The sequence below is a fragment of the Hydrogenophaga sp. genome, from assembly GCF_030651625.1.
Classification (GTDB): Bacteria; Pseudomonadota; Gammaproteobacteria; order Burkholderiales; family Burkholderiaceae_C; genus Hydrogenophaga.
In genome coordinates, this window is the sequence record NZ_JAUSCF010000004.1 from 33,366 (window position 1) to 55,559 (window position 22,194).

The window sequence follows — 22,194 nt, forward strand, 5'->3', positions numbered from 1 at the left end:
GCTGATCCGACCTTGTCGGTCGCGGCCAGGGTCTGAGCCATGTACGCCGACCCGCACGCCTTGCCCACTGGCGACCAGACCCCCTCACTCCCTTCTTGTCGCCCCCACGTGGCCATCATCGGCTCAGGCATTGCCGGACTGGGCGCTGCCCACTCACTGTATGGCCAGGCCGACCTCACACTCTTCGAGGCCGGCGATTATTTTGGCGGACACACCCACACGGTCGACATGACCCTGCCCGACGAACGCGGGCAGGGCGTGACCTTCGGTGTGGACACGGGCTTTCTGGTGCTCAACGAGCGCACCTATCCCAACCTGCTCGCCCTGTTCGCCGAACTGGATGTACCGGTCGCCAAGTCCGACATGTCGTTCTCCGTGAAGGCACCCGGCAGCGGGCCGGGGGGCGCGACGCTCGAATGGAGCGGCTCCAACCTGTCCAGCGTCTTTGCACAGCGCCGCAACCTGGTCAGTCCCCGCTTCTGGCGCATGTTGTCCGACATCGTGCGCTTCAACCGCATCACCACCCGCCTGGCCGAGCGCGGTGAAGACCTGGCGCCCGACAGCCCGTTGCTGCAGCCGCTGGGCGATTTTCTGCGTGAACAGCGCTTTTCGCCCGAATTCCGGGACTGGTACTTCCTGCCCATGATGGGTTGTATCTGGAGTTGTCCCACCGACCAGATGCTGGCTTTTCCCGTGGCCACCATGGTGCGCTTTTGCCACAACCACGGCCTGATCCAGATCACCAAACGGCCGCAGTGGTACACAGTGGCCGGCGGAGCGCGGCAGTACGTGGAAAAGATCGTGGCGCGCATTCCAGACCGCCGACTGAACACTCCGGTGCAGCAGGTGCTGCGCGACACCCAGGGCGTGCGCGTGGTCACCGACGCTGCGGTCAAACGCTTTGACGCGGTCGTGTTTGCCTGCCACAGCGACCAGGCGCTGGCCCTGCTCGGCGGCCAGGCCTCGGCCGATGAGCGGGAGGTGCTGGGCGCCATCCGATACCAGCCCAACCGCGCGGTGCTTCACACCGACAGCAGCGTGTTACCCGCCAGGCAACGCGCCTGGGCCGCCTGGAACTACGAGCGCTCTGAGCATGCCAGCCAGGAGGCCACGCAGGTCTGCCTCCACTACCTGCTCAACCAGTTGCAGCCTCTGCCTGTCAAGCAACCGGTGGTGGTGTCACTCAACCCGCAGCGCGAGATCGACCCGCGCCAGGTGGTGGGCAGCTACGAATACGCGCACCCGGTATTTGATCTGGCGGCCATCCGCGCCCAGGCCCGGGTGCCTACGCTGCAAGGCAGGCACCACAGCTACTTTGCGGGTGCGTGGACGGGTTACGGGTTCCATGAAGACGGTCTGAAGTCGGGCAAGCGCGCCGCAAAGGCACTTCTGGACGCACATGGCATTGCGGCGCGCGCCACCCCATCGGATCAGGTGGCCGCTTGACCACTGCTGCCGCCTTGCCAGACGCCACCGCACAGATCGGTTTTGGACAGGTGCGCCACACGCGCCACCGGCCACGGCGCAACGCGTTCGCTTACCCAACCTATTTCCTGATGCTGCCGATGCGCAGCCTGCGTGCGAACGGTCCCGGTGTGCTGGCTCGCAACCGCCGCGCCGCCCTCAGCTTTCACGACACCGACCACGGCGACGGCCGCAGCGACAGCCTGCAGTGGCTGGAAGCCTTGCTGGATCAGCACGGCATTCAGGATGCGCAGGGCGAGATCTGGCTGCACACCTACCCGCGTGTGCTGGGCTACAGCTTCAAGCCGGTGAGCTTCTGGTACTGCCACCGCAGCGACGGCTCGCTGCGCGCCGTGCTGGCTGAGGTCAACAACACATTCGGAGAGCGCCACTGTTACCTGCTGGACAACCCCCGTTACGGTGAGCCCTGCGAAGCCGCCAAGGTGTTTCATGTCTCGCCGTTCTGCCCGGTCCGCGGACGCTACCGGTTTGTTTTCATGCGCACCGAAAGCCCGTTGGCGCGCACCGTGGCCCGCATCGACTACTTCGACGCCCCGGGCGTCGATGCCCTGCTCAACACCAGCGTGAGTGGCCTCCTGGAGCCTCTGACCAACGCCTCGATGCGCCGTGCACTGTGGTCGCATCCCGCCATGACGTTCGGCGTGATCGCCCGCATCCACTGGCAAGCCCTGCGCCTGTGGATCCAGCGCGCCCCCTTCTTCCGCCTACCGCCCGCCCCGGGCGATTTCGTCACCCCGGCCCTGCCCGGCGCTCAGCCGGTCGCCGCTGAACGCCCTCCCGAACCCAGCCGCCCATGAACAGCACCACCGCCACCCAGAGCCCCGCCGGATTCGCCCTGCCTCGCAACGCCCCGGCGGCCGCACGCACCACGCTGCAGTTGTTGCAGCGCCTGTCGGTCGGCAGCCTGTCCCTGACGCTGCCAGACGGCACCGTGCAGCGCCTGGGCAGCCCCGAAGGTCCGCACGCCAGCATGAAGCTCAACAACTGGAATGTCTGCGGCGCCGCGCTGAAATCGGGCGACATCGGCTTCGCGGAGACCTTCATCGCGGGTGACTGGAGCACGCCCAACCTCACCACCCTGCTCGAACTCATGATCGCCAACCGCCGCGAGGTGGAGGACGTCATTTACGGTTCCTGGCTGGGCCGGCTGGCCTACCGCGTCAAACACCTGCTGAACCGCAATTCCAAAGCCAACAGCCGCAAGAACATCCATGCCCACTACGACCTGGGCAACGCGTTCTACCGTCTCTGGCTGGACGAGACGATGAACTACTCGTCGGCCTGGTTCGAGTCGCCCGAACAGTCGCTGCAAGATGCCCAGCATGCCAAGGTGCGACGCGCCCTGCGCATGACCGGCGTGCAACCCGGCGACCGCATGCTGGAAATTGGCTGCGGCTGGGGTGCACTGGCCGAGAAGGCCACAACCGAATTCGACGCGTCCGTCGTGGGTGTCACGCTGTCGACCGAACAACTCGCGTACGCCAAAGAGCGCATGCGCAAGCTCGGCATACCACTGGTCAGCGAAGCACCGACTGCCGGTGCCGCCAGCGCCGATCTGCGCCTGCAGGACTACCGCGACATTGGCGATGCGCCATTCGACGCCATCTGCTCCATCGAGATGGTCGAAGCGGTCGGCCGCGAGTACTGGCCCACCTACTTCCAGACGGTGGCACGCCTGCTCAAACCGGGCGGACGCGCCTGCATCCAGAGCATCGTGATCGATGACGCGCATTTCGACCGCTACATCAAGGGCACCGACTTCATCCAGCAGTACATCTTTCCCGGTGGCTGCCTGCCCTGTCCGCGCGAGTTCCGGGCGCAGGCGGCCGCCGCCGGGCTGGAGGTGGTGGACGAGTTCGCCTTCGGACCCGACTACGCCCGCACGCTGGCCTTGTGGCGCGAGCGCTTCCTGCACGAGCAGTCACAGGTGCTGCAGCTCGGCTTCGACCAGAAATTCATGCGAATCTGGGAGTTCTACCTGGCGTACTGCGAAGCGGCGTTCAGCGGACGCAGCATCGACGTGGTGCAGTACACATTGAAGGCACTCCCCGCGTCGCCTGCGGCGCCACCCCCCTGAAAGGGGGGCGCACCCTGTGGCCCGGCAGAGCCGGTTCCACGGGTGCCCTGGACTGGAACATTACGCGCCGACGGCGCCATTGACTGGGCTCTCCTGATGAACACCTTTCGCACCCATCCCTTACCGATCGTACTGTTCGCTTTCGTCGCCGCGTGGATGCCTGCGACGGTGCTGGCCAGTGCACCCGAACCCACGGCGAGCGCTGCACTGGAAGGCAAGCGGGCCACAGACAAGGTGCGCCTGCGCGTCTGGGGCTTCGAGGTGTATGACGCCAGCCTTTACACGGTGACTGGCTTCAACGCCGAACAGTTTGCGGACCATCGCTTCGGCCTGGAGCTGAGCTACCTGCGCAGCTTCAAGGGCAACGACATTGCCCAGCGTTCCATCGACGAGATGCGAGGCGTGACCGAACTGACCTCTGTGCAGGCCGAAGGCTGGCTCAAGACCATGATCGGCATCTTTCCTGATGTGCAGCGCGGCGACCGGATCACTGGTGTGCACGTGCCGGGGAGCGGTGCCCGCTTCTACCTGAACGACCGCCTGCTCGGCGACATCGCCGACGAGGCGTTTTCGCGCAGCTTTTTCGGTATCTGGCTGTCGCCAAAAACCTCGCAACCCCGCATGCGGGAGACGCTGATCGGTCAATCGGGCGGCGCTTCCCGCGCACCATGACACCCACCAACACCGCTCCTGGACACGAGCCGGCCGCGCAATTCATGGGCGCAGGCGCCTGGCGCAGAGGTCTGAGCTACGGCCTGCTGGGCATGCCACTGGCGTTCGTGGCACTGCCGCTGTATGTGATCCTGCCCAACCACTACGCCACCGCTTTCGGAGCACCGCTGGCCTTGCTGGGTCTGGTGCTGCTCGGTGCGCGCCTGGTCGACGCGGTGCTCGACCCCTGGATCGGTCGCTGGAGCGACCGGCTGTTCACCCGCTCGCACCGGGACATCCTGGGCATCAGTGCATTGGCCGCGGTGGTGCTGGCCCTGGGTCTGTGGGGGCTGCTTTTCCCGCCCTCTGCGGTGCAGGGCGCCGGCATGGCCACCCTGCTGTCATGGGCAGGCGTGCTGATGGCCATCACCTACACCGCCTACAGCGTCATGAGCGTGGCGCACCAGTCCTGGGGCGCCCGGCTGGGCGGCACCGAGGCGCAACGCAGCCGCGTGGTCGCCTGGAGAGAGGCGCTGGCGCTGCTGGGCGTGCTGATCGCTGCCGTGCTGCCGGGCACGCTCGGCCTGGGCGCCACGGTGGGCAGCTTCGCGGTGCTGCTGGCGCTGGGCTGGTGGGCCTGGACCCGCGCGGTGATTCCGCGGCCCGGTGCTGCTGCGGTCGACCGTCCGGCGGCCACCACCGCCAGCCTCCAGCCGCTGCGGCAGCCCGCTTTTCAACGCCTGCTGGCGGTGTTCGTGATCAACGGCACCGCCAGCGCCATTCCCGCCACGCTGGTGCTGTTTTTCGTGCAGGACCGGTTGCAGGCGGCGTCATCGGTCGAGCCCGCTTTCCTCGCCACCTATTTTCTGTGCGCAGCCCTGTCGATACCTTTGTGGGTGAGGCTGGTCTCGCGTTTCGGTCTGGCCCGCACCTGGCTGGCTGGCATGGGCCTGTCGGTGGCGGTGTTCATCTGGGCCGCCACCCTGGGTGCCGGAGACATCGCAGCGTTCCTGATCGTTTGCGCGCTCTCGGGTGTGGCGCTGGGCACCGACCTGGCCCTGCCGAGCGCGATGCTGGCCGGCGTGATCGGCCGGCTGGGCGAACGCGGTCAGCGCGAAGGCGCCTATTTTGGCTGGTGGAGCTTCGCCGCCAAACTCAACCTGGCCCTGGCGGCCGGGCTGGCGCTGCCGCTGCTGGCCTGGTTTGGCTACACACCGGGCGCGCGCGACCCTGCCGCCCTGCTCACCCTGACCATCGCCTACTGCCTGCTGCCCTGCGCGCTCAAGTTGCTCGCGGGCACCGCGCTGTACGCCCTGGTGATTCGCCCAGAAAACCGTTCCGCCGAGTCTCCTGCGGCCGCCCATCCCGCTGCGGCGGTCACCCGCACCCTGCCCTGAAAGACCCCCATGCAAAGACGACTCCTTCTCCTTGGCGCCGGTGTGACAGGCGTCGCCGCCCTCACCGGTTGCGCCGGCCCCTCCCTCGACGACTTTGCCGGCCAGAAACCTGAACTCGACCTGCGCAAATACTTCAACGGCACGCTCGACGCCTACGGTGTGTTCCTCGACCGCTCGGGCAAGGTGGCTCGCCGCTTCACCGTGGTGATGCGCTGCACCTGGGAGGGTGAAGAGGGTGTGCTGGACGAAGACTTCGTCTATTCGGACGGCACCACCGAAAAACGGGTGTGGCGTCTGACGCACCTGGGCAACGGGCGCTACAGCGGTACCGCTGGCGATGTGATTGGCACCGCGATGGGCGAGACGCGAGGCAACACCTTCCGCTGGGGCTACACGCTGTCGCTGCCGGTGGACGGCAAGGTGTACGAGGTGCAGTTCGACGACTGGATGTACCTGATGGACGACCGCGTGATGTTGAACAAGGCAGTGATGAGCAAGTTCGGCATCCGACTTGGCGAGGTGATGCTGTCCTTCGTGAAACGTCCGGCATGAACGCCGACACCGCGATGCACACGCGCAGTTCCTTCACCGACACCCGTGCCGGCACGCCAGCGGTCCATCGACCCGGGGCTGTCAAGACGAGGTCATTCTTCGGGCCGTTCAACAACCCCATCACCGACTGGCGCGGCCAGCGGGTCTGGCTCGTCGGCGCCTCCAGCGGCATTGGTGCGGCGACGGCTTCTGCCCTGCACGATCTGGGCGCGCAGGTGCTCGTGTCGGCGCGCAAGGCCGAACCGCTGTACGCTTTTGCTGCCGCGCACCCCGGCCAGAATGGCAACGCCGCACAGGCCTGGCCACTGGACGTGACCGATGCGGGCGCGGTGGCAGGCACCGCCCAGGCCATTCTGGCGCAAGGCCCGCTGGACATGGTGTTGTACTGCGCCGGACACTACAACGAAATGCGCGCCACCAACATGGACCTGCACGACCTGCGCCAGCACCTGGCGATCAACTACACCGGGGCGCTTCATGTGCTTTACGCGGTGCTTCCGGCCATGACCGCACGAGGCAGCGGCCATGTCAGTCTCATCAGCAGCGTGGCTGGCTTCCGGGGTTTGCCCAAAAGCCTGGCCTACGGCCCGACCAAAGCCGCTCTGACCAACCTGGCCGAGACGCTATACCTCGACCTGCAACCGCAGGGGCTGGGCGTGAGCGTGGTGCACCCCGGCTTCGTGCAAACCCCGCTGACCGCGCAGAACCAGTTCACCATGCCCGCCCTGATCACCCCCGAGCAGGCCGCCAGGGCCATGATCGAGGGCTGGCGGCGCGGCGAGTTCGACATCCACTACCCCAAGCGCTTCACACACTGGATGAAACTGCTGCGCCTGCTGCCCTACCGCGCTTACTTTCCGGCGGTGCGCCGCTTCACCGGGCTATAACCCCAGCATGAACGACATTGCCCGACCTGAAGCCGCTGCAGCGCAGACCGACCTTCGCGCCCGGGTCGCTGGCATCAGCCGCTATTTCGAATCGATTTCACCGGAAACGCTGTCAGAGATTTCCCATTGGTACAGCCTCGATGCCCGCTTCAAGGACCCCTTCAACGAGGTGCGGGGAGTGCCAGCCGTCACCCGCATCTTTGAACACATGTTCCAAAGCCTGCACGAGCCGCGCTTTGTCGTGACCCGGCAGATCGTCGACGGACCCCACGCCTTTCTGGTGTGGGAATTCCATTTCCGCTTCAAGCGCTTCGACACCGCCACAAAGCAGGTGGTGCACGGCGGCTCGCACCTGGTGCTGACCGAAGACGGCCAGATCAAAGAGCACCGCGACTACTGGGATGCGGCAGAAGAGCTTTATGAAAAACTGCCCATGGTGGGCAGTTTGATGCGGTGGCTCAAACAGCGAGCCAATGCCTGAAGCACCTCAGTCTGGTTTGGTGTCCGTGAAGCTGGGCCGCTGCTCCAGCTTTTCACTCAACCGCACGAGGTTCGGGTAAGCGCTGCGCCAGTCCAGCACCGGGAAGCGAAAGTCCAGGTACCCCAGGGCGCAACCCACAGCCACGTCAGACAGGCTGAAATGGATGCCCGAGCAGAAGGGCTTGTCGCCCAGGCCCTGGCTCATGGACTTCAGGCTGGCGTCGATTTTGGCCAGCTGGCGGTCGATCCAGGCCCGGCTGCGCTGCTCGTCGCTGCGCCCGGGCCAGGTGCTTTCCAGTCGGGCCAGCACGGCGGCATCCAGCACACCGTCGGCCAGCGCTTCCCAGGTTTTCACTTCAGCTCGCTCGCGGCCTTGCACCGGAATGAGCTTGCCCACGGGCGACAGCGTATCCAGGTATTCGACGATCACCCGCGAATCGAACACCGCTTCGCCGCCTTCCATGACCAGGCAGGGCACCTTGCCCAGCGGGTTGGACGCCATGATGGCCGTGTCTGCAGACCACACGTCCTCCAGGACCAGCTGGTAGTCGAGCTTCTTTTCCGCCATGACGACGCGAACCTTGCGCACATACGGGCTGGTGATGGCACCAATGAGTTTCATGGACGGTGACGGTATGACAGGTTTCCCTCGGGCTGCCCATTTTATCGGTGAGATCGATCTGCCACGCTGACAAAGGCCACAACACCCCGGCCTGTCGCCTGCTGTCCACACCCCGTCCATCGGCACGCCAGGAACGCCGGCGAGGACCCCAGGGCGCGCCTCCTACAATCGCCCGATGCGCCCGACTTCCCCCACCCCCGCTTCCACCACCACCCTGGCGTCCAGCGCCCTGTCACCCGTTTCCGCCCTTTCACCTCTGGATGGCCGCTACGCCGGCCGGCTGGCCAGCCTGCGCCCTTTCATGAGCGAACAGGGCTACATGCACCGTCGGGTGCAGGTCGAAATCGCCTGGTTCATTGCCTTGTCCGACGCCGGCTTTGCCGAATTCAAGCCCCTTTCGCCCGGCGCACGCACCTACCTCATGGGTCTGGTGAAAAATTTCAGCGAAGCCGATGCGGTCGCCATCAAGGAAATCGAAAAGACCACCAACCACGACGTCAAGGCGGTGGAGTACTGGATCAAGTCGCGCTTTGAAGCACGTCCTGAACTGGAAAGATCGTCCGAGTTCGTGCATTTCGCCTGCACCAGCGAAGACATCAACAACACCAGCCACGCGCTGCAGCTCAAGGGCGCACGCGACGCCGTGCTGCTGCCTTCACTGGACGCGGTCATTGCCAAGCTGCGCGACATGGCGCACACCCATGCCGCCGTGCCCATGCTCAGCCGCACCCACGGCCAGACCGCCAGCCCCACCACGGTGGGCAAGGAACTGGCCAACGTGGTGGTACGCCTGGCCGCCGCCCGAGAGCGCATCGCCGGCGTGAAGCTGCTGGGCAAGATGAACGGCGCCGTGGGCAACTACAACGCCCACCTTTCGGCCTGGCCCGACTTCGACTGGGAAGCTTTCAGCCGCAACGTGATCGAGCAGCCCGAACCGCTCGGCCTGGGCCTGACTTTTCAGCCCTACAGCATCCAGATCGAGCCGCACGACTACATGGCCGAGCTGTTCGATGCGGTGGCACGCACCAACACCATCCTGATCGACCTGGCGCGCGACATCTGGGGCTATGTGAGCGTGGGTTATTTCAAGCAGAAGCTCAAGGCCGGTGAAATCGGCTCCAGCACCATGCCGCACAAGGTCAACCCGATCGACTTCGAGAATGCCGAAGGCAATCTGGGACTGGCCAACGCCCTGTTGCGCCACCTCTCCGAGAAGCTGCCCATCAGCCGCTGGCAGCGCGACCTGACCGACTCCACTGTGCTGCGCAACATGGGCGTGGCCGTGGGCTACGCGGTGCTTGCCTACCATTCGCTGGGGGTGGGCCTGGGCAAGCTGGAACTGAATGAAGAAGCCCTGGCCGACGATCTCGACGGATCCTGGGAAGTGCTGGCCGAGCCGATCCAGACTGTGATGCGCCGCTTCGGCGTGGCCGGTGCCTATGAAAAACTCAAGGAAGTCACGCGCGGCAAAACCGTCACAGCGGAAGCGCTGCACGGCTTGATCCAGAGCCTGGAAATTCCGCAAGCAGAAAAAGACCGGCTGCTGGCCATGACGCCGGGCAGCTACGTGGGCAAGGCGGCCGAACTGGCGAGGAGGGTTTAACCCCCGCGCCGCGCCTTCGGCGCGTCACCCCCCTGAGAGGGGGGCGCACCCAGAGGCCCGGCAAAGCCGGTTCCCCGGGTGCCTTGGACTGGGACATCTCACGCCGACCACGCATTGAATACGCCATGAGTGTGGCGAATCTGTCTTTTCGAATGGCATTCAGCAAGCCTGCTTGACTTGGCGCAAACGGGTTTCGGTACCCGGCCTCTACAGTTTCTTCCTTGATTTCTCAGGAGAAACGCGGCCATGGCCATCGAACTTTTCAACCAGGATGGCCATGTGTGCCTCATGTTTGCCCACCTCAGCGACGAGGGCGGCGACGCCGTGCAGGCAAACCAGTTTCTGGTCATCCATGGCGACACGGGCGCCATCATCGACCCGGGTGGCAACATGGCCTACAACGAGTTGCTGCTCACCATTGGGCGCTTTTTTCCACCCAGCAAGCTGTCCAAGATACTGGCCTCGCACGCCGACCCGGACATCATCGCCTCGCTGGATCGCTGGATGACCAGCACCCAGGCCACGCTCTACATCTCGCGACTGTGGGAACGATTCGCCCCCCATTTCTGCAAACCGGGCAAGACCCAGGGCCGCATCATCGGCATCCCCGACCCCGGCATGCGCATCCCCCTGGGCAACACCGAACTGGTGGCACTGCCAGCACACTTCATGCACTCCGAAGGCAACTTCCAGTTCTGGGACCCAGTGAGCCGCATCCTGTTCTCTGGCGACCTGGGCGTGTCCATGGGCACGTCCCTGGATGCAAGCTCGCCGGTGACTTCTTTGGCCGCCCACATCCCCAAGATGGCGGCGTTTCACCGCCGATACATGGTGTCGAACAAGGTGCTGCGCCTGTGGGCGAACATGGCGCGCAGCCTGCCGATCCAGATGATCGTCCCGCAACACGGCGCGCCCATGGCAGGGGCCGCCGTGCAGGAGTTCATTGAATGGATCGGCACGATCGACTGCGGCGTCGACCATCTGACGCAGGCGAACTACGCTGTGCCGGCCTGAGCCTCACTTCGAAGCCGTCAGCCGGCGTCGGATCCTGAAGAAGAGGCGCGACAGCTTGGGTGGAAGCCAGTCCTGAATCTGCTCATCCATTCGGTAGTGCCGTGCCTCGGCGTGTATTTTCGCGGAGTCTGTCGGCCGCGCGTAGTACATGGTGCTGTGGCTCGGGACCTCCTTGTAGATGTTGCGCGAGCTGGTGTAGTAGTAGAGTGCGATCGAACGCCTTTTCACGTGCTCGGGTGTGTTCAGCGGATCGGGGTGGCCATGGAAGCTGTCCGCGTCGGTGCTGAACACCACGCAACGATTCAAGAGGGGAAACACCTTGGCGTGGCAGGCCGACATTTTCCGATCCCACAACTCCAAGGCACCGCCCCATTCCTCTTGCCAATCCGGATTGAGGTAGATCAGCAGGTTGATTCGCCGCTCGAGATGCAGGGTGTCGTTGATGCGGAAATCTGCGTGGACGCCCAGCAACCCGCCCCGGCTGATTTCGTGAAAACCGCCACCCTCGAAATAGGGATCCGGAATCAGACCGGAAATGCCGGTCAGTCCTTCGAGAAATTGCAGCACCGCCTTGGAATTCAGGAAGGCAAACAGCGCCTGAGCTTCCTTGTTGCAGTCGTAGGGAAGGATCTGCCGCTTGTGGTGGCCGCCATAGTTGATGTCGAAGATCCGGTCCGACTTGAGCGGCTCCGTCGGGAAATTGTCCAGCGCCTGCTGAAGAACCCCGGCCGGAAGAATGCCATCCAGCACGATGTGAGGGAATGGCTCGGCCGAGGCGTATTCCTGTGCAAGCATGGCTCCCGTCGCTTTCGCTTCTTGCGGATCCATGGAAAGGGCCGAGTCATTGCTGACAGGCAAGGTAAGTTCAAACAGATTCATGCAACCCTCACACCATAGAGACACCAACTCCCATCATCACAGAAACACCTCGGAAACTTTTCAAACCATCCCGCCAAGCTGGTCGGGTAAGCGCCCATGTCGACCACCTCTCACCTTCAGCGCAGGCAATTGGACGAGTGTGAAAGTGCACCGTCTCCCGAAGCCGCCTCACAACTGGCAAACGATCACAGCCATCGAAAGAGAGCGTCAGATTCGTATTTCCAACCATTCACCCTTCAGCGGCCTGACGATTCCAGTGCGCGCTCAGCATAGCGATTGAACCGCCAGGCATCGCCTTCGATCGTGATGCGACGCCAGCTGGCCCGCTTTTCGCCAGGTGTCATTTCGGTCCAGCGCTGAACCTCATCGAAGGTCCGTCCGCAGCCCTTGCAGAGTGCGTCACCCTGGCTGGTTGAACAAATGGCAATGCAGGGGGTGTCGGGCGTGCTGTCAAACCAGGTCATCCAGGCGGTGCGCGCCGCCATGGGTAGCGTTGTCTCGTCGGCTTCGGTTTCGTGAAAGTACACCAGCAAGGCATAGACCTCGGCCAGCGCGCGCAACTCGCCAGGCAACGAAACGCCGTCTGGCGAAGGTGCGCGCTCACGCCAGAAATTGATCGCGGCTTCGATGTCGGTGATGTGAATGCCTGCCATGGGTGCTTGGGGTAAGGGGACGGCCATGATAGCCACTGGCGGATGGCGATGCCTGCGGTAGAGAAATCCGCATCGGTCCGGCAGCCTCGCACCGCTGTGACTGGCGTTCGATCGGTCGGAGACCCGTTCGCTCAGCGATCAAAGGATGTCCCGCAGGGCGCCCCACCCCACGTGAACGGGGCGTGCACTTTGCAACCCGCGCACTGGCGGGTGATCCCGCAGGTCGGCACGGTCTATCATGCGAAAGTGGTCATCACCAGCCTGCTCGTGGTGACCCCCGTGGCGGCTTCGGTGTCTTGTTCCGTGCTGCACCGGCGCGCCCTCTCTCTGATCGCAATTCCACCATCTCTTCACTGACATGAAACTGATCGCCAAATGGCTGCTTGCAGCCTGTGCCCTGCTCCTGGTGGCCTACATCTACCCAGGCGTGCAAATTCAGGGCTACGGCACGGCCCTCATCGCTGCGGCCGTGATCGGGCTCTTCAATGTGTTGCTGCGCCCGGTGCTCGTCATCCTCACGCTGCCAGTGACCGTGGTCACCCTGGGCCTGTTCCTGTTTGTGATCAATGCGCTGCTGTTCTGGGCAGCATCGGGTTTGCTGAATGGCTTTGGCGTGAACGGCTTCTGGGCCGCCATGCTGGGCTCGGTGATCTACTCGCTGCTGATGCTGGTGGTGGACGCAGCCATCCGCGCCATCTTCCCCCGTTAAGGCGGATCAGCTGCCAGGCTCTTCTTTTTCCAGCGCCAGCAGCAGCTGCTCCACATCGCGGCGGCGGCTGTCCACGATCGCCATGGTCATCGGGTCGGCGTTGCGCACCGCCACCGGCTGTGCCTGGGCGCCCCGGTAGCGTTCCAGCGCACCGGCGTAGTCCAGGTGCGCCACCCGCGATTCGGCTTCGGCCCGGATGGCGCGCAACGTCTGACCCTGGGCGTGGTGCACCCTGGCCAAGGTCTCCCAGGCCAGCGCATCCCGCGGGTGAACCACCACCCAGCTCTGCAGGCGCGATGCCGCCAGTTGGGGTTCACGCGTCGCGATGGCGGCCTGAGCACCCAGCATGAGCAATGCGCGGCTGCCGCTGTCCAGCGCCTGGTCGCGCAGCGACTTGAGTGCCATGGCGGATGCGCCGCCGGTCGAAGAACCACGGTTCGGCGCCAGGTGCAGTTCGATCAGCAGGGCGTCGACCACCCAGCCCACCTCCGGCGTCACCTGCTCGCGCAGCTTCTGCGCAAGCTCAAGCGCCAGCGCGGGCTGGCCCAGTCGCTGTGCCGACCACGCGGCCGCGTACCGATCGCCAGCCGTAGCCTGGGGGCCGCGACCACTCTGCAACCAGCCTCCCATGCGGTCGGTGCCCTTCTCCGCCAGCACCTTGGCGCGAGCCGCCATCAGCGGATGCAGGGCCGGCGACAACTGGGCTGCCGTGCCCGAAGCCCTGGGCAGATCGAGCACCAGCCCACCGGTGGGCGGCGACGCTGAGGATTCTCGTCGAGGGCCCAACTGGGCCGTTCCTGGCGCCACAGACGCCGTCCCCATGGGCAGCCGTGCGCGCATGTCGGCAATTCGCTCGCTGTTGAGGGGATGGCTGCGCAAGTAGGGAAATCCACCATCGTCGTTCAGGCGGGATGCCTGCTGGAGCTTGTCGAACATGGTCACAAAAGCCAGCCCATCAAACCCCGCATCTGTCATCACACCGAAACCGACGCGATCGGCCTCGCGCTCCATGTCGCGCGAGAAGTTCAACTGCGTCTGTGCCGCGACCGCCTGGCTGCCAACGATCGCGGCGTTCGCCACGTCGGTGTTGGCTCGCGCGGCCAGCGCTCCCAGGATCAGGGCACCGAGCATCCAGGGCGCCATCTTGTCCTGGCGTGTGAGCATGCGGGCAATGTGGCGCTGGGAAACATGGCTGAGCTCGTGGGCCATCACCGAGGCCAGCTCACCGGTGTTGTCGGTCACCGCGATCAATCCCAGGTGCACGCCCAGATAGCCACCCGGCAGCGCAAAGGCGTTGACCCGCCGATCCCGTGAAATCATCAGCTCCCACGCCATGCGCTCGGCCAGTTCGGGGGCCACGTCGCCACGCGTGCGCGCAGCGCCAAGCAGCGGTTGCCAGATCAGCTGCAGATAGTCGCCCAGTACCGGGTCGTCCAGGTAGTCCGGATCGCGGTAGATGTCGCGCGCGATACGGTCCCCCAGGCGCCGCTCGGCCGCGATCGACATGCCCTGCACGTCACCCAGACTGGGCAAACCCACCGGCTGAGCCCCTACCCAGCTGCCGGGCAGCACAGTCAGTGACACCGCCAGCAGAGCAGCCATCCAGCGGGACGGTGCAGGCAGGGGACGCGGGCAGGTGGAAGCGCTCATGCCCGTATGATGCCGCCAACCGCACGAGGTTTCCCAAAAGCACCCACAAAGTCAGGCCATGACCCGATCAAAGACCTCCGCCCACCCCATTTCGACCGGCACACCGAGCGTTCCCGGTGCCGGCGCGCTGACCCACTTTGACGCCCAGGGCCAGGCTCACATGGTCGACGTGGCAGCCAAAGCCCATACCCACCGTGTGGCGGTGGCAGAGGGCGTCATTACCATGGAGCCCGCCACCCTGGCGCTGATTCAGAGCGGAAACGCGAAAAAAGGGGATGTGCTCGGCATCGCCCGCATCGCCGGCATCCAGGGGGCCAAGCGAACCAGCGACCTCGTTCCGCTTTGTCATCCGATCGCGCTCACCCGGGTGGCGGTGGAGTTCGAAATCCTGCCCGACACCCAGTCGGTGAAATGCACGGCCACGGCCGAATGCACCGGCCAGACCGGAGTGGAAATGGAGGCCCTCACCGCCGCCAGCGTGGCGCTGCTGACCATTTACGACATGTGCAAGGCGGTGGACCGGGGCATGACGATGCACGGCCTGCGATTGATCGAGAAACGGGGGGGGAAGAGCGGGCATTTCCTGAGCTCGCCGACCGCCTGACAAGAGCAACCGGCAGCCTGCTGCCAGATCAGGAAGGCGCTACGCGGGAGCGAAGCAGTGGGAGCGCCACCCGGATGAGAAACGGCGCAAACAACAGCGTGACAAACGCACCCAGCACCACCAACCGGACCGCCGGATGCAGATCGGCGATCAAGGGAACCGAGGACCCCAGGAACAAGCCTGCCAGCGAGGCTACCGCCAGGATGCCCAGCATGCCGAGATCGTGTCGCACATTGCGCAGGCCCATCTGCCAGCCAAGGTATTGGCCCATTGCCGCTCTCGCCAGCTCACTGACCGCAACCATCACCGCGGCGGCCACCAGCCCCCATCCAAACAGCACGAGCGGCACCAGCAGCAGCAAGAAGACCAGCACCTTCGTCGCGCTTGCGATAGCCGCCCACTTGGAACGACCCGCAGCCAGAAAAGCCGCTCCGTACATGGTGTCCAGGCAGGCGAACCACGCGCCGACGGACAGAATCTGCAGGTAGGTGGCCGCGCGAATGTAGCGGTCGTCGTACGCCACCTCGAAAAAGCTCTGCGCGCACACCACAAGCAAAGCGGTCATGTAAGTGCAGATCAGAATGACAGGCGCTCGTGCCTGCTTGAATGCATCTGCCAGACTCATCCCTTCTTCCATCATGCGCGAGTACCAGGGGAATACCACAGAGCCCTGCAAGGCCCCGATCAGGATCCCGACCATCATCGCCAGACCGGCCGCAATCGAGTACACACCCACTTCTGCCAAAGAATACAGACCGGCAAACACCAGACGGTCCAGCTGAATCGCCAGAAATGTCAGGACCGTGCTCACGAATATCCATTTGCCAAAGGAAAAAATGGTTCGCGCCGCAGCAGGCTCGATGAACAATCGGTTTCGGATGCCGTCCAGCAAAAAATAGGTGAGGGCCGTTCGCAGGCAGCAAGAGAGCACCCCTGCAATAGCCAGTGCGTACACGGATCGCATGTACCACGCCAGCGAGATGATGATGATGGCGTTGACCAACTGGGTGATGAACTCAATGGCAGTCACCCGCTTGAGCTGCATGTAGCGGGCCGCTGTCATGATCCGGGACGACTGCAACCCATCAATGAACGCTGTCAAACCCACCAGGGGAATCAGCCACATCAGCTGGTAGGCCATGGGGTCATTGGCCGCATAGATGACCGTCAATGGCCATGCCAGCAGGGCAGCCATCAGGGTCAGCAGAATGCCCCGGATGACCTGAAACGTCCAGACCGTGTTGAGGAAGTCCGGTTCATCGCCCCTTTCGCTGCGAATCACGCTGGGTCGCAAACCCACGTCCGAGAACATGGCCAACCCTTGCATCACCGCGGACACGATGGCCATCAATGCGAAGGCCTCCTCGAAGAGAATCGCGGCCAGCGCGACATTCACCGCCAGTCTGAGGATCTGGCCCAGAACATAGCCTCCCCCGATCCACATGGACCCGCTGCGCGCACTCTCTCGCTGGGGCAACTTCTTGTCCAAGATGGGCTCGGTTGCGCTTGGTCGGGAATCCTTCATCAGACGTTCAACGGAACGGGTTTCGGTCTGGAAGCGCAGGCCGCATAAGCTGCACAGAAGCCTGCAAAGATCCAGTAGACCCAGGGTATGGCTGTGATGCTGCTGGCGGTGTAGATGATCAGCATGATCGCCGCCAGGATCGACATCAGGACCCTCCCGAGCAAACGCATCTCGGGCGAATCGGCACCGCTGAGGCGAAGTCCGCGCCTGATGCTCATCGCGCTCGTGACAAAAACGCCCACGAAAAACGTCAACCCTACGATGCCGGCATCGAGCACAACACCGAGATAGCTGTTGACGATATCAATGATTCCTTCGCCTTGAATCATCGACTGCAGTTCGGGTGCCTGCAGATAATCTTTGGAGCCGAACCAGAGGTTTCTCAGAATGACGTCACCGGTGGTGCTGAAAAGATCGACTCGGTATTGCACATTGAATTCATCCACTTCACCAATGAACGGAAGCATGTTGAGCACAACCTGACCCTGTGGGATGACATTCAGAATCACGAATGCCACGAACACGATCATGAACAGATAGAGCACATTTTTGACCGGCTTTTCCCCAAAGAGTGTGAAAACGATCATCAGGAGCAACGCACCGACCCATGGCCCACGGGACAGCGATGCAAACACGCCCACAGCCAGCAGGAGGGCACCCATCAATCGGTATCTGGGCTGCGGGATCAGGTTCTTGATAAAGAGGTAACAGCCAGCTCCCACCACGATCACATAACCCAGTGCAATGGGCTGGCCGAGTGACACGGTCGGCCGCAACCATCCTGACCGCATCAGGTACAGACCCCAGAAATAGTCATATAAACCAAGGACCGACAGGACTGCGGTGTAGAGCTTCCATGATCTCAAAACCTCAAAGATCGCCAGCAAGGAAAGCAGCATGGCGCCGATCATGAAGCCGAACAAGGCATGCCGAAACCCGTCGAGATCCTTGATGCTTCTGCTTGCGACGTAGTAGGGCAAGAAGACATCCAGCCAGATCATCGTTGCCTCTCTCAGATCGCTGGTGATCACCCCGCCGCGAAACTTGAGTGCAGACACGACCAGCACATAGCCGAGCACCATCCAGTCGATCGGTGACCGTCCGATCCGGAGCGTGGACGGCCGCTGCATGAGCGAAAGTGCCGCTGGAAGCAACAATGTCAGTGCAAGAATCCGGTAGTGATCGAGCTGTATGAGGTAGTTGATGACCCCAAACCCAGGGATTTGAAACGGCGCGGCGGGTGCGACGAACATCAGCACAAAATAGATGCCGAACACATGGGGTTCCCTGCCTCGCACGTAGAGTGACACCACAACCACTGCCAACAGGTAAAGCCAGATGTTGTGGGACAGGAACAGGGCCAGGGTGGTCACGAGCCAGGCGTTGCGCCAAGTCCTGAACCGCTGCGGCGGCATCAACTGGGCCGCTGTTCCACGGAGGGCGAAAAAAATCAGCGAGCCCAAGCCCAAAGCCACGACCATGGCACGTAAGTGTTCAGGCATTTGAGTTCACTGGTTGAAGTAGGGAGCAGATTGACTCGCGCGCGCAGTGCGAGCTGAGATTTTCATTCGATGTGGGGGGGTCGCTTACGCCATCTGAGCCATCCACTGTGCCCCAAGCAAGTCAAGGAAGGGGCAATGTCGTCGGTGAGCGAAGGCGGCTTTGCGCTGGGAAAATTCCCCGAGCGCCGCGACCCTCAAGCTGCACCAGTTTGCGTGACCTTGCGATCGCCTCCCTCACCAACGCCCGCAAGCCACGAACGACAGCGGACCAACTGCATCCCCAAATCAATAGTACGCGTTGGAGGTCGGCGTCTTGTCCTTGTTCAGAACGACGCCCAACAGGTTGGCCCTGGACAGTCTCGCCATGGATTCTTCAATTTCCTTCTCCGTGGACATCCCGCTGGCGACCACCATCAGCACACAATCGATGCGCGGCAAAATGGCCATGACATCATCTGCCGCCAGCACGGGAGGAAGGTCAAACAGCACGATCCGGTCGCTGTAGCGCTCTCGGAGTTCGGTGATCAATCCCGCCACCTTGGCCGAAGACAACACCTCGGAGGCATTGAGCACCGGCCGGCTGGTCGGAAGCACAACGAGTCTTGGCATACCGGGGTTCACCATGGCCTCCGCCAGGTCCACCTGATCTGTAAGCACCTCATTCAGGGAGACGGACCGCTGCAGCCCGAGCAGAGATGAGACCCGTGGGCGACGCAGGTCAAAGTCCACCAGCAGTGCGGTTCGATCGGTCTGGTGTGCAATGCTCATGGCCAGGTTGATGGACACCAGCGTCTTGCCGGACTCCATGGTGGGCGACGTGATGGCGAGGGTGCGCCAGCCGTTTTCGTCCATCTGCTGGAGCACTTGCGTGCGCAGCACGTCAAATGCCCAGTTCGCAGGATGGGTTTTCTGATGAGCAATCACCCGGTGGCGGTCCAGGTGCGCCTGGTCCAGCTTCATCACCTGCGTTCGCTCGTATCGAACGTCAACCTGCGTCGCAATGGGTGGCAAAGTCGGGGAGGCGACCGGACCTGCATCGTCCAGTGTGTGCAACGGCTGTGATTCGACCAACGGCGGTTCAGAAACCACCCCCTGGGTAGACTGAGATTTCGCCTTCTCGATGGCGAGCTTGATGCGTTCCATGCGGTGGCGGTCCCTTAACCCAAACGAGCAAACAGATTGATCAGCACGGTGTGCAAAGGTGTGATCATCGTGTGAACCAGAGCCAGCAACAGCACGCCCGTTCCGATGGCCACCCCGATGACCCGATTGCGAAGCGCTTGCGCTTCTCGGGTTTCGCTGGCCGTGACGATGTAGGGCACCACCACCAGCGGCCGCCTGCCCGTGATGGCCGCGACAGCGTCGGCTCCACGGACCCGTGCAAACAGGGTTTCAAGCAGAAAAGCGATGCCTGCCGAAGCCGCCAGCGCCAGGAAAAATCCCAAGGCCACCATCTTTTTCCGGTTCGGCTTGATCGGGTACTCCGGCATCAGCGGTGGCTCCAATACGCTGAAGCTTTCCGCCCGCTGGCCCCCTTCAAGGTTTTCCGCCACCTGGGCGGTCATCTGATTGGCCCGAATTTCCTCGTACTTCGTGCTGGCACTCTGGTAATCCCGTTGGAGCGCGGCAAGACCTTGTTCCACCTGAGGCGCCCGCATCGCCTGCGACTCGATCTGGGCGATATCCCTGCGCAAACGGCGCTGCTGCTCACCGTAGACGGATGCTTGTGCACGAGCAGCCTCTCTGCGGGCCTCCAGCCGCGACACGGCCAGTTGGGCTTGTGCTGCTGCCGCAGCGCGGGCGGGAGTCACTGCGCTGGCCTCATTCGCCAGGGCGCGCTCCAGGGATTGCACGCGCAGGCTCTGGGTGCGTATGTCGGGGTGGTTGTCGGTGTAGATACCCCGGATGCGCGCCAACTCGGCCCGGGCTCGCTCAAGCTCCTGCTCCGTGGAAGAGGGCCCCTGGAGGGCGGGTCCGCCAGGAAGTGTTACACCTGCTCTGGCCGCAGCCAGATCGACCTCCACCGTGCGCAACTCGTCCAGCGCAGCGCGCTGCTGGCGCTCGGCTTCACGCAATTCCGACTCCATACGCTGAACGTTGGCGATGCTCAAGGTTTGCACATCAGGCAGGGCCCCCGCATTGCGCAGCTTGTAGGCTGCAATTTCCTTCTCCAGCGCCACCAGCTGCTCCCTGAGCTTGTCTGCCTCTTGCGAGAGGAACTCGGTGGTCCGTGTGGCGCGCTCCACACGCTCCTGGGTGTTGGCAGCCAGAAAAAGGCTCATCAGCTCCTGCGTCACTTCCAGCGCCTTGGCAGGCTCGCCGTACTGGAACGACAGATTGAAAGCGATCGTGCTGGACGGACGCTGCCAGTCGTTGGCGCCGCTGGTCATCTGCTCGACGCGAATGCTGCCCCGCATCTTGTTGACCACATCCGACTCACGAACCTGCGCGCCCTCTGCGGGCGCAAACAGATCGTGTTTCTGAGCAATGCGCAAAAGGTTTTCGCGGGTCATGATGCGCTGCTGGATGGCCTGAATGCGCTCCGCCGCCAAGCCAGTTTCCGTGGGTTGCACGACTTGCGAAGAAACCTGCGGCCTTTCGACAATGATCGTGGCGGTTGACTCATACACCCGGGGCACCACAAATGCCACCAGCACCGACGCAGCGAGGATGGCCACAAAGGTCAGGGCCATCGCTACCCCCCACCGGCGCGCGATGGACAGATAGTCCTGCAAATTCAACTGGTAGTCGGCAGCCATGGATCAGTTCAAGCAGTCAAAAATCGGGGTGTGAATAAACGAACCCAACGCCCACTGCGGTGCTGCGGGCCCTGACGCCCGAACCGGTGGTTGCGCGCAGCTGCTCCAGTCGCATGTTCATGGACCAGTGGGGTGTGAGTTCGGATCGCAAGCCCACCGACACGCTGCTGCCTGAGCCGCCATCGATATCGAGCGCCCGGGTTCGGGCAACACCCGAAGTCAACGTGGTCGATTCCGACACCGCGTAACTCAACCCCCAGGTGAATGACTGGCTCAGTGCGTAACCTCCGATGGTCCCGCTCGGCGCCACGCTGCGCGCCCACGCCAGTTCGGAACCGAGCCTTTCACCTTCGTAGGTCACTTGCACACCCCCGACCGCATCGTTACCGCGCCGCACGCCGGTCGATCTCACCGCGCCCAGGTTTGCACCCAGAGTGACGCTTGGATTCAGGACGGTTTCGTATCCCAGCACAATGCCTTGACGCGAGGATCGTTGGACGTCGTTCTTCGGATTGAGTCGCGCCACCGTTCCCACCACCTCCAGCCGATTGCCTTCGGAGAGTTGCCAGCGGTGAATACCCTCGGCATTGACCTCGGTGTAACCGATGAGCAAAGGAAGGTCGTACCTGAGATCGGCATACCCTGCGGCCAGTTCAACCTCCGTGCGATCGGTCAGTTGCCCAACCCAGCGCGCACCCAGGAGGCCGGTTTGCAACGTGCCGTCTTCGGTCACGAGACCCGTCTCTTCAAACTCGGCGGTGCGTGAAGAGGTTTTTTCCAGCGATGCATTCAGGGTCAGTACCGATGTGGGACTGGTCACCTCGTGCAGATAGCCAATGTTGGGGTCGGCTCGATTGGCGCTGACCCTGGTGTTGCTGGAACGCTCCACCACGCCGCCCAGCGAGAAGACCGATCGCGTCGGTCCGTCCTGGCGGGTCATGGTGTACCGGGGTGAAACCCGGTAGCGGATCGCGCTGTCGCCATCAGGAACGAGCGAGGGGTTGCTGTTGTGCTCGACCTCGATCGGCACCGTGATGGCATTCTGGGCAAACGCCCACCCCGGCGCCAGGACGAGCAGCGCCTGTGCAGAAAGGGACCATGCAAGGCACCGCATGGTCAGGGCACCAGAATGGTGTCGCCAGGCC

General features: G+C 63.3%; 21 protein-coding genes. 12 read left to right on the forward strand and 9 right to left on the reverse strand.

Annotated features, from left to right (window positions below; all coding sequences use genetic code 11):
- Positions 1-39 precede the first annotated feature (39 nt).
- From Q7V46_RS01070 to Q7V46_RS01105, 8 genes are all read left to right on the forward strand, one after another.
- Complete coding sequence (locus Q7V46_RS01070; RefSeq protein WP_304911648.1) at positions 40-1,446, forward strand: NAD(P)/FAD-dependent oxidoreductase; 1,407 nt, start codon at positions 40-42, stop codon at positions 1,444-1,446.
- Positions 1,443-2,282 carry a DUF1365 domain-containing protein gene (locus Q7V46_RS01075; protein WP_304911649.1) on the forward strand — a complete coding sequence of 280 codons (840 nt, stop codon included), beginning with the start codon at positions 1,443-1,445 and terminating at the stop codon, positions 2,280-2,282. Before Q7V46_RS01070 ends, Q7V46_RS01075 begins: the two co-directional genes overlap by 4 nt.
- A complete protein-coding gene (locus Q7V46_RS01080) occupies positions 2,279-3,562 on the forward strand; it encodes a cyclopropane-fatty-acyl-phospholipid synthase family protein (protein WP_304911650.1) in 1,284 nt (427 codons plus the stop codon). Before Q7V46_RS01075 ends, Q7V46_RS01080 begins: the two co-directional genes overlap by 4 nt.
- A 96-nt stretch (positions 3,563-3,658) precedes the next feature.
- On the forward strand, positions 3,659-4,234 hold the full coding sequence (locus Q7V46_RS01085; RefSeq protein WP_304911651.1) for a chalcone isomerase family protein: 576 nt from the start codon (positions 3,659-3,661) through the stop codon (positions 4,232-4,234).
- Between the two features lie 44 nt (positions 4,235-4,278).
- Complete coding sequence (locus tag Q7V46_RS01090; RefSeq protein ID WP_304911710.1) at positions 4,279-5,610, forward strand: MFS transporter; 1,332 nt, start codon at positions 4,279-4,281, stop codon at positions 5,608-5,610.
- Positions 5,611-5,619: 9 nt separating this feature from the next.
- Entirely contained in the window at positions 5,620-6,162 is a 543-nt protein-coding gene (locus Q7V46_RS01095) for a DUF3833 domain-containing protein (protein WP_304911652.1), read from the forward strand.
- Positions 6,159-7,049, forward strand: a complete 891-nt coding sequence (locus tag Q7V46_RS01100; RefSeq protein ID WP_304911653.1) for an SDR family oxidoreductase — start codon at positions 6,159-6,161, stop codon at positions 7,047-7,049. Before Q7V46_RS01095 ends, Q7V46_RS01100 begins: the two co-directional genes overlap by 4 nt.
- A 7-nt stretch (positions 7,050-7,056) precedes the next feature.
- Positions 7,057-7,530 carry a nuclear transport factor 2 family protein gene (locus Q7V46_RS01105; protein WP_304911654.1) on the forward strand — a complete coding sequence of 158 codons (474 nt, stop codon included), beginning with the start codon at positions 7,057-7,059 and terminating at the stop codon, positions 7,528-7,530.
- Positions 7,531-7,536: 6 nt separating this feature from the next.
- Here the strand turns inward: Q7V46_RS01105 and Q7V46_RS01110 are convergent, their stop codons facing one another.
- Complete coding sequence (locus Q7V46_RS01110) at positions 7,537-8,151, reverse strand: glutathione S-transferase N-terminal domain-containing protein (RefSeq protein ID WP_304911655.1); 615 nt, start codon at positions 8,149-8,151, stop codon at positions 7,537-7,539.
- A 175-nt stretch (positions 8,152-8,326) separates the two neighbouring features.
- On the opposite strand from Q7V46_RS01110, the gene purB reads away from it, so the two are divergent.
- Together purB and Q7V46_RS01120 are read left to right on the forward strand one after the other, a co-directional pair.
- Positions 8,327-9,754 carry an adenylosuccinate lyase gene (purB, locus tag Q7V46_RS01115; protein ID WP_304911656.1) on the forward strand — a complete coding sequence of 476 codons (1,428 nt, stop codon included), beginning with the start codon at positions 8,327-8,329 and terminating at the stop codon, positions 9,752-9,754.
- A 246-nt stretch (positions 9,755-10,000) separates the two neighbouring features.
- Positions 10,001-10,768, forward strand: a complete 768-nt coding sequence (locus Q7V46_RS01120; protein WP_304911657.1) for an MBL fold metallo-hydrolase — start codon at positions 10,001-10,003, stop codon at positions 10,766-10,768.
- Positions 10,769-10,771: 3 nt separating this feature from the next.
- On the opposite strand, the gene Q7V46_RS01125 is transcribed toward Q7V46_RS01120, so the two are convergent.
- Together Q7V46_RS01125 and Q7V46_RS01130 are read right to left on the reverse strand one after the other, a co-directional pair.
- A complete protein-coding gene (locus Q7V46_RS01125) occupies positions 10,772-11,647 on the reverse strand; it encodes a 2OG-Fe(II) oxygenase (RefSeq protein WP_304911658.1) in 876 nt (291 codons plus the stop codon).
- 236 nt (positions 11,648-11,883) lie between these two features.
- Positions 11,884-12,300, reverse strand: a complete 417-nt coding sequence (locus tag Q7V46_RS01130; RefSeq protein ID WP_304911659.1) for a DUF3717 domain-containing protein — start codon at positions 12,298-12,300, stop codon at positions 11,884-11,886.
- A 358-nt stretch (positions 12,301-12,658) separates the two neighbouring features.
- Between Q7V46_RS01130 and Q7V46_RS01135 the strand changes: the two genes are divergently transcribed.
- Positions 12,659-13,009 (forward strand): phage holin family protein, encoded by a 351-nt coding sequence (locus tag Q7V46_RS01135; protein ID WP_304911660.1) that lies wholly within the window; start codon positions 12,659-12,661, stop codon positions 13,007-13,009.
- 6 nt (positions 13,010-13,015) lie between these two features.
- Here the strand turns inward: Q7V46_RS01135 and Q7V46_RS01140 are convergent, their stop codons facing one another.
- Positions 13,016-14,659: a M48 family metalloprotease gene (locus Q7V46_RS01140; RefSeq protein WP_304911661.1), complete on the reverse strand. Its 1,644-nt coding sequence runs from the start codon at positions 14,657-14,659 to the stop codon at positions 13,016-13,018.
- A 58-nt stretch (positions 14,660-14,717) separates the two neighbouring features.
- Here Q7V46_RS01140 and moaC point away from each other — a divergent pair, with 58 nt between their 5' ends.
- Complete coding sequence (gene moaC, locus Q7V46_RS01145; RefSeq protein WP_304911662.1) at positions 14,718-15,263, forward strand: cyclic pyranopterin monophosphate synthase MoaC; 546 nt, start codon at positions 14,718-14,720, stop codon at positions 15,261-15,263.
- Positions 15,264-15,291: 28 nt separating this feature from the next.
- Here the strand turns inward: moaC and Q7V46_RS01150 are convergent, their stop codons facing one another.
- The 5 genes from Q7V46_RS01150 to Q7V46_RS01170 form a co-directional block, all read right to left on the reverse strand.
- Positions 15,292-16,752, reverse strand: a complete 1,461-nt coding sequence (locus Q7V46_RS01150) for an oligosaccharide flippase family protein (protein ID WP_304911663.1) — start codon at positions 16,750-16,752, stop codon at positions 15,292-15,294.
- Positions 16,753-16,787: 35 nt separating this feature from the next.
- A complete protein-coding gene (locus Q7V46_RS01155; RefSeq protein ID WP_304911664.1) occupies positions 16,788-18,269 on the reverse strand; it encodes an O-antigen ligase family protein in 1,482 nt (493 codons plus the stop codon).
- A gap of 306 nt (positions 18,270-18,575) precedes the next feature.
- Entirely contained in the window at positions 18,576-19,433 is an 858-nt protein-coding gene (locus tag Q7V46_RS01160; RefSeq protein ID WP_304911665.1) for a CpsD/CapB family tyrosine-protein kinase, read from the reverse strand.
- A gap of 14 nt (positions 19,434-19,447) precedes the next feature.
- Complete coding sequence (locus Q7V46_RS01165) at positions 19,448-21,049, reverse strand: hypothetical protein (protein WP_304911666.1); 1,602 nt, start codon at positions 21,047-21,049, stop codon at positions 19,448-19,450.
- Between the two features lie 16 nt (positions 21,050-21,065).
- Positions 21,066-22,163 carry a hypothetical protein gene (locus Q7V46_RS01170; protein WP_304911667.1) on the reverse strand — a complete coding sequence of 366 codons (1,098 nt, stop codon included), beginning with the start codon at positions 22,161-22,163 and terminating at the stop codon, positions 21,066-21,068.
- Positions 22,164-22,194 lie beyond the last annotated feature (31 nt).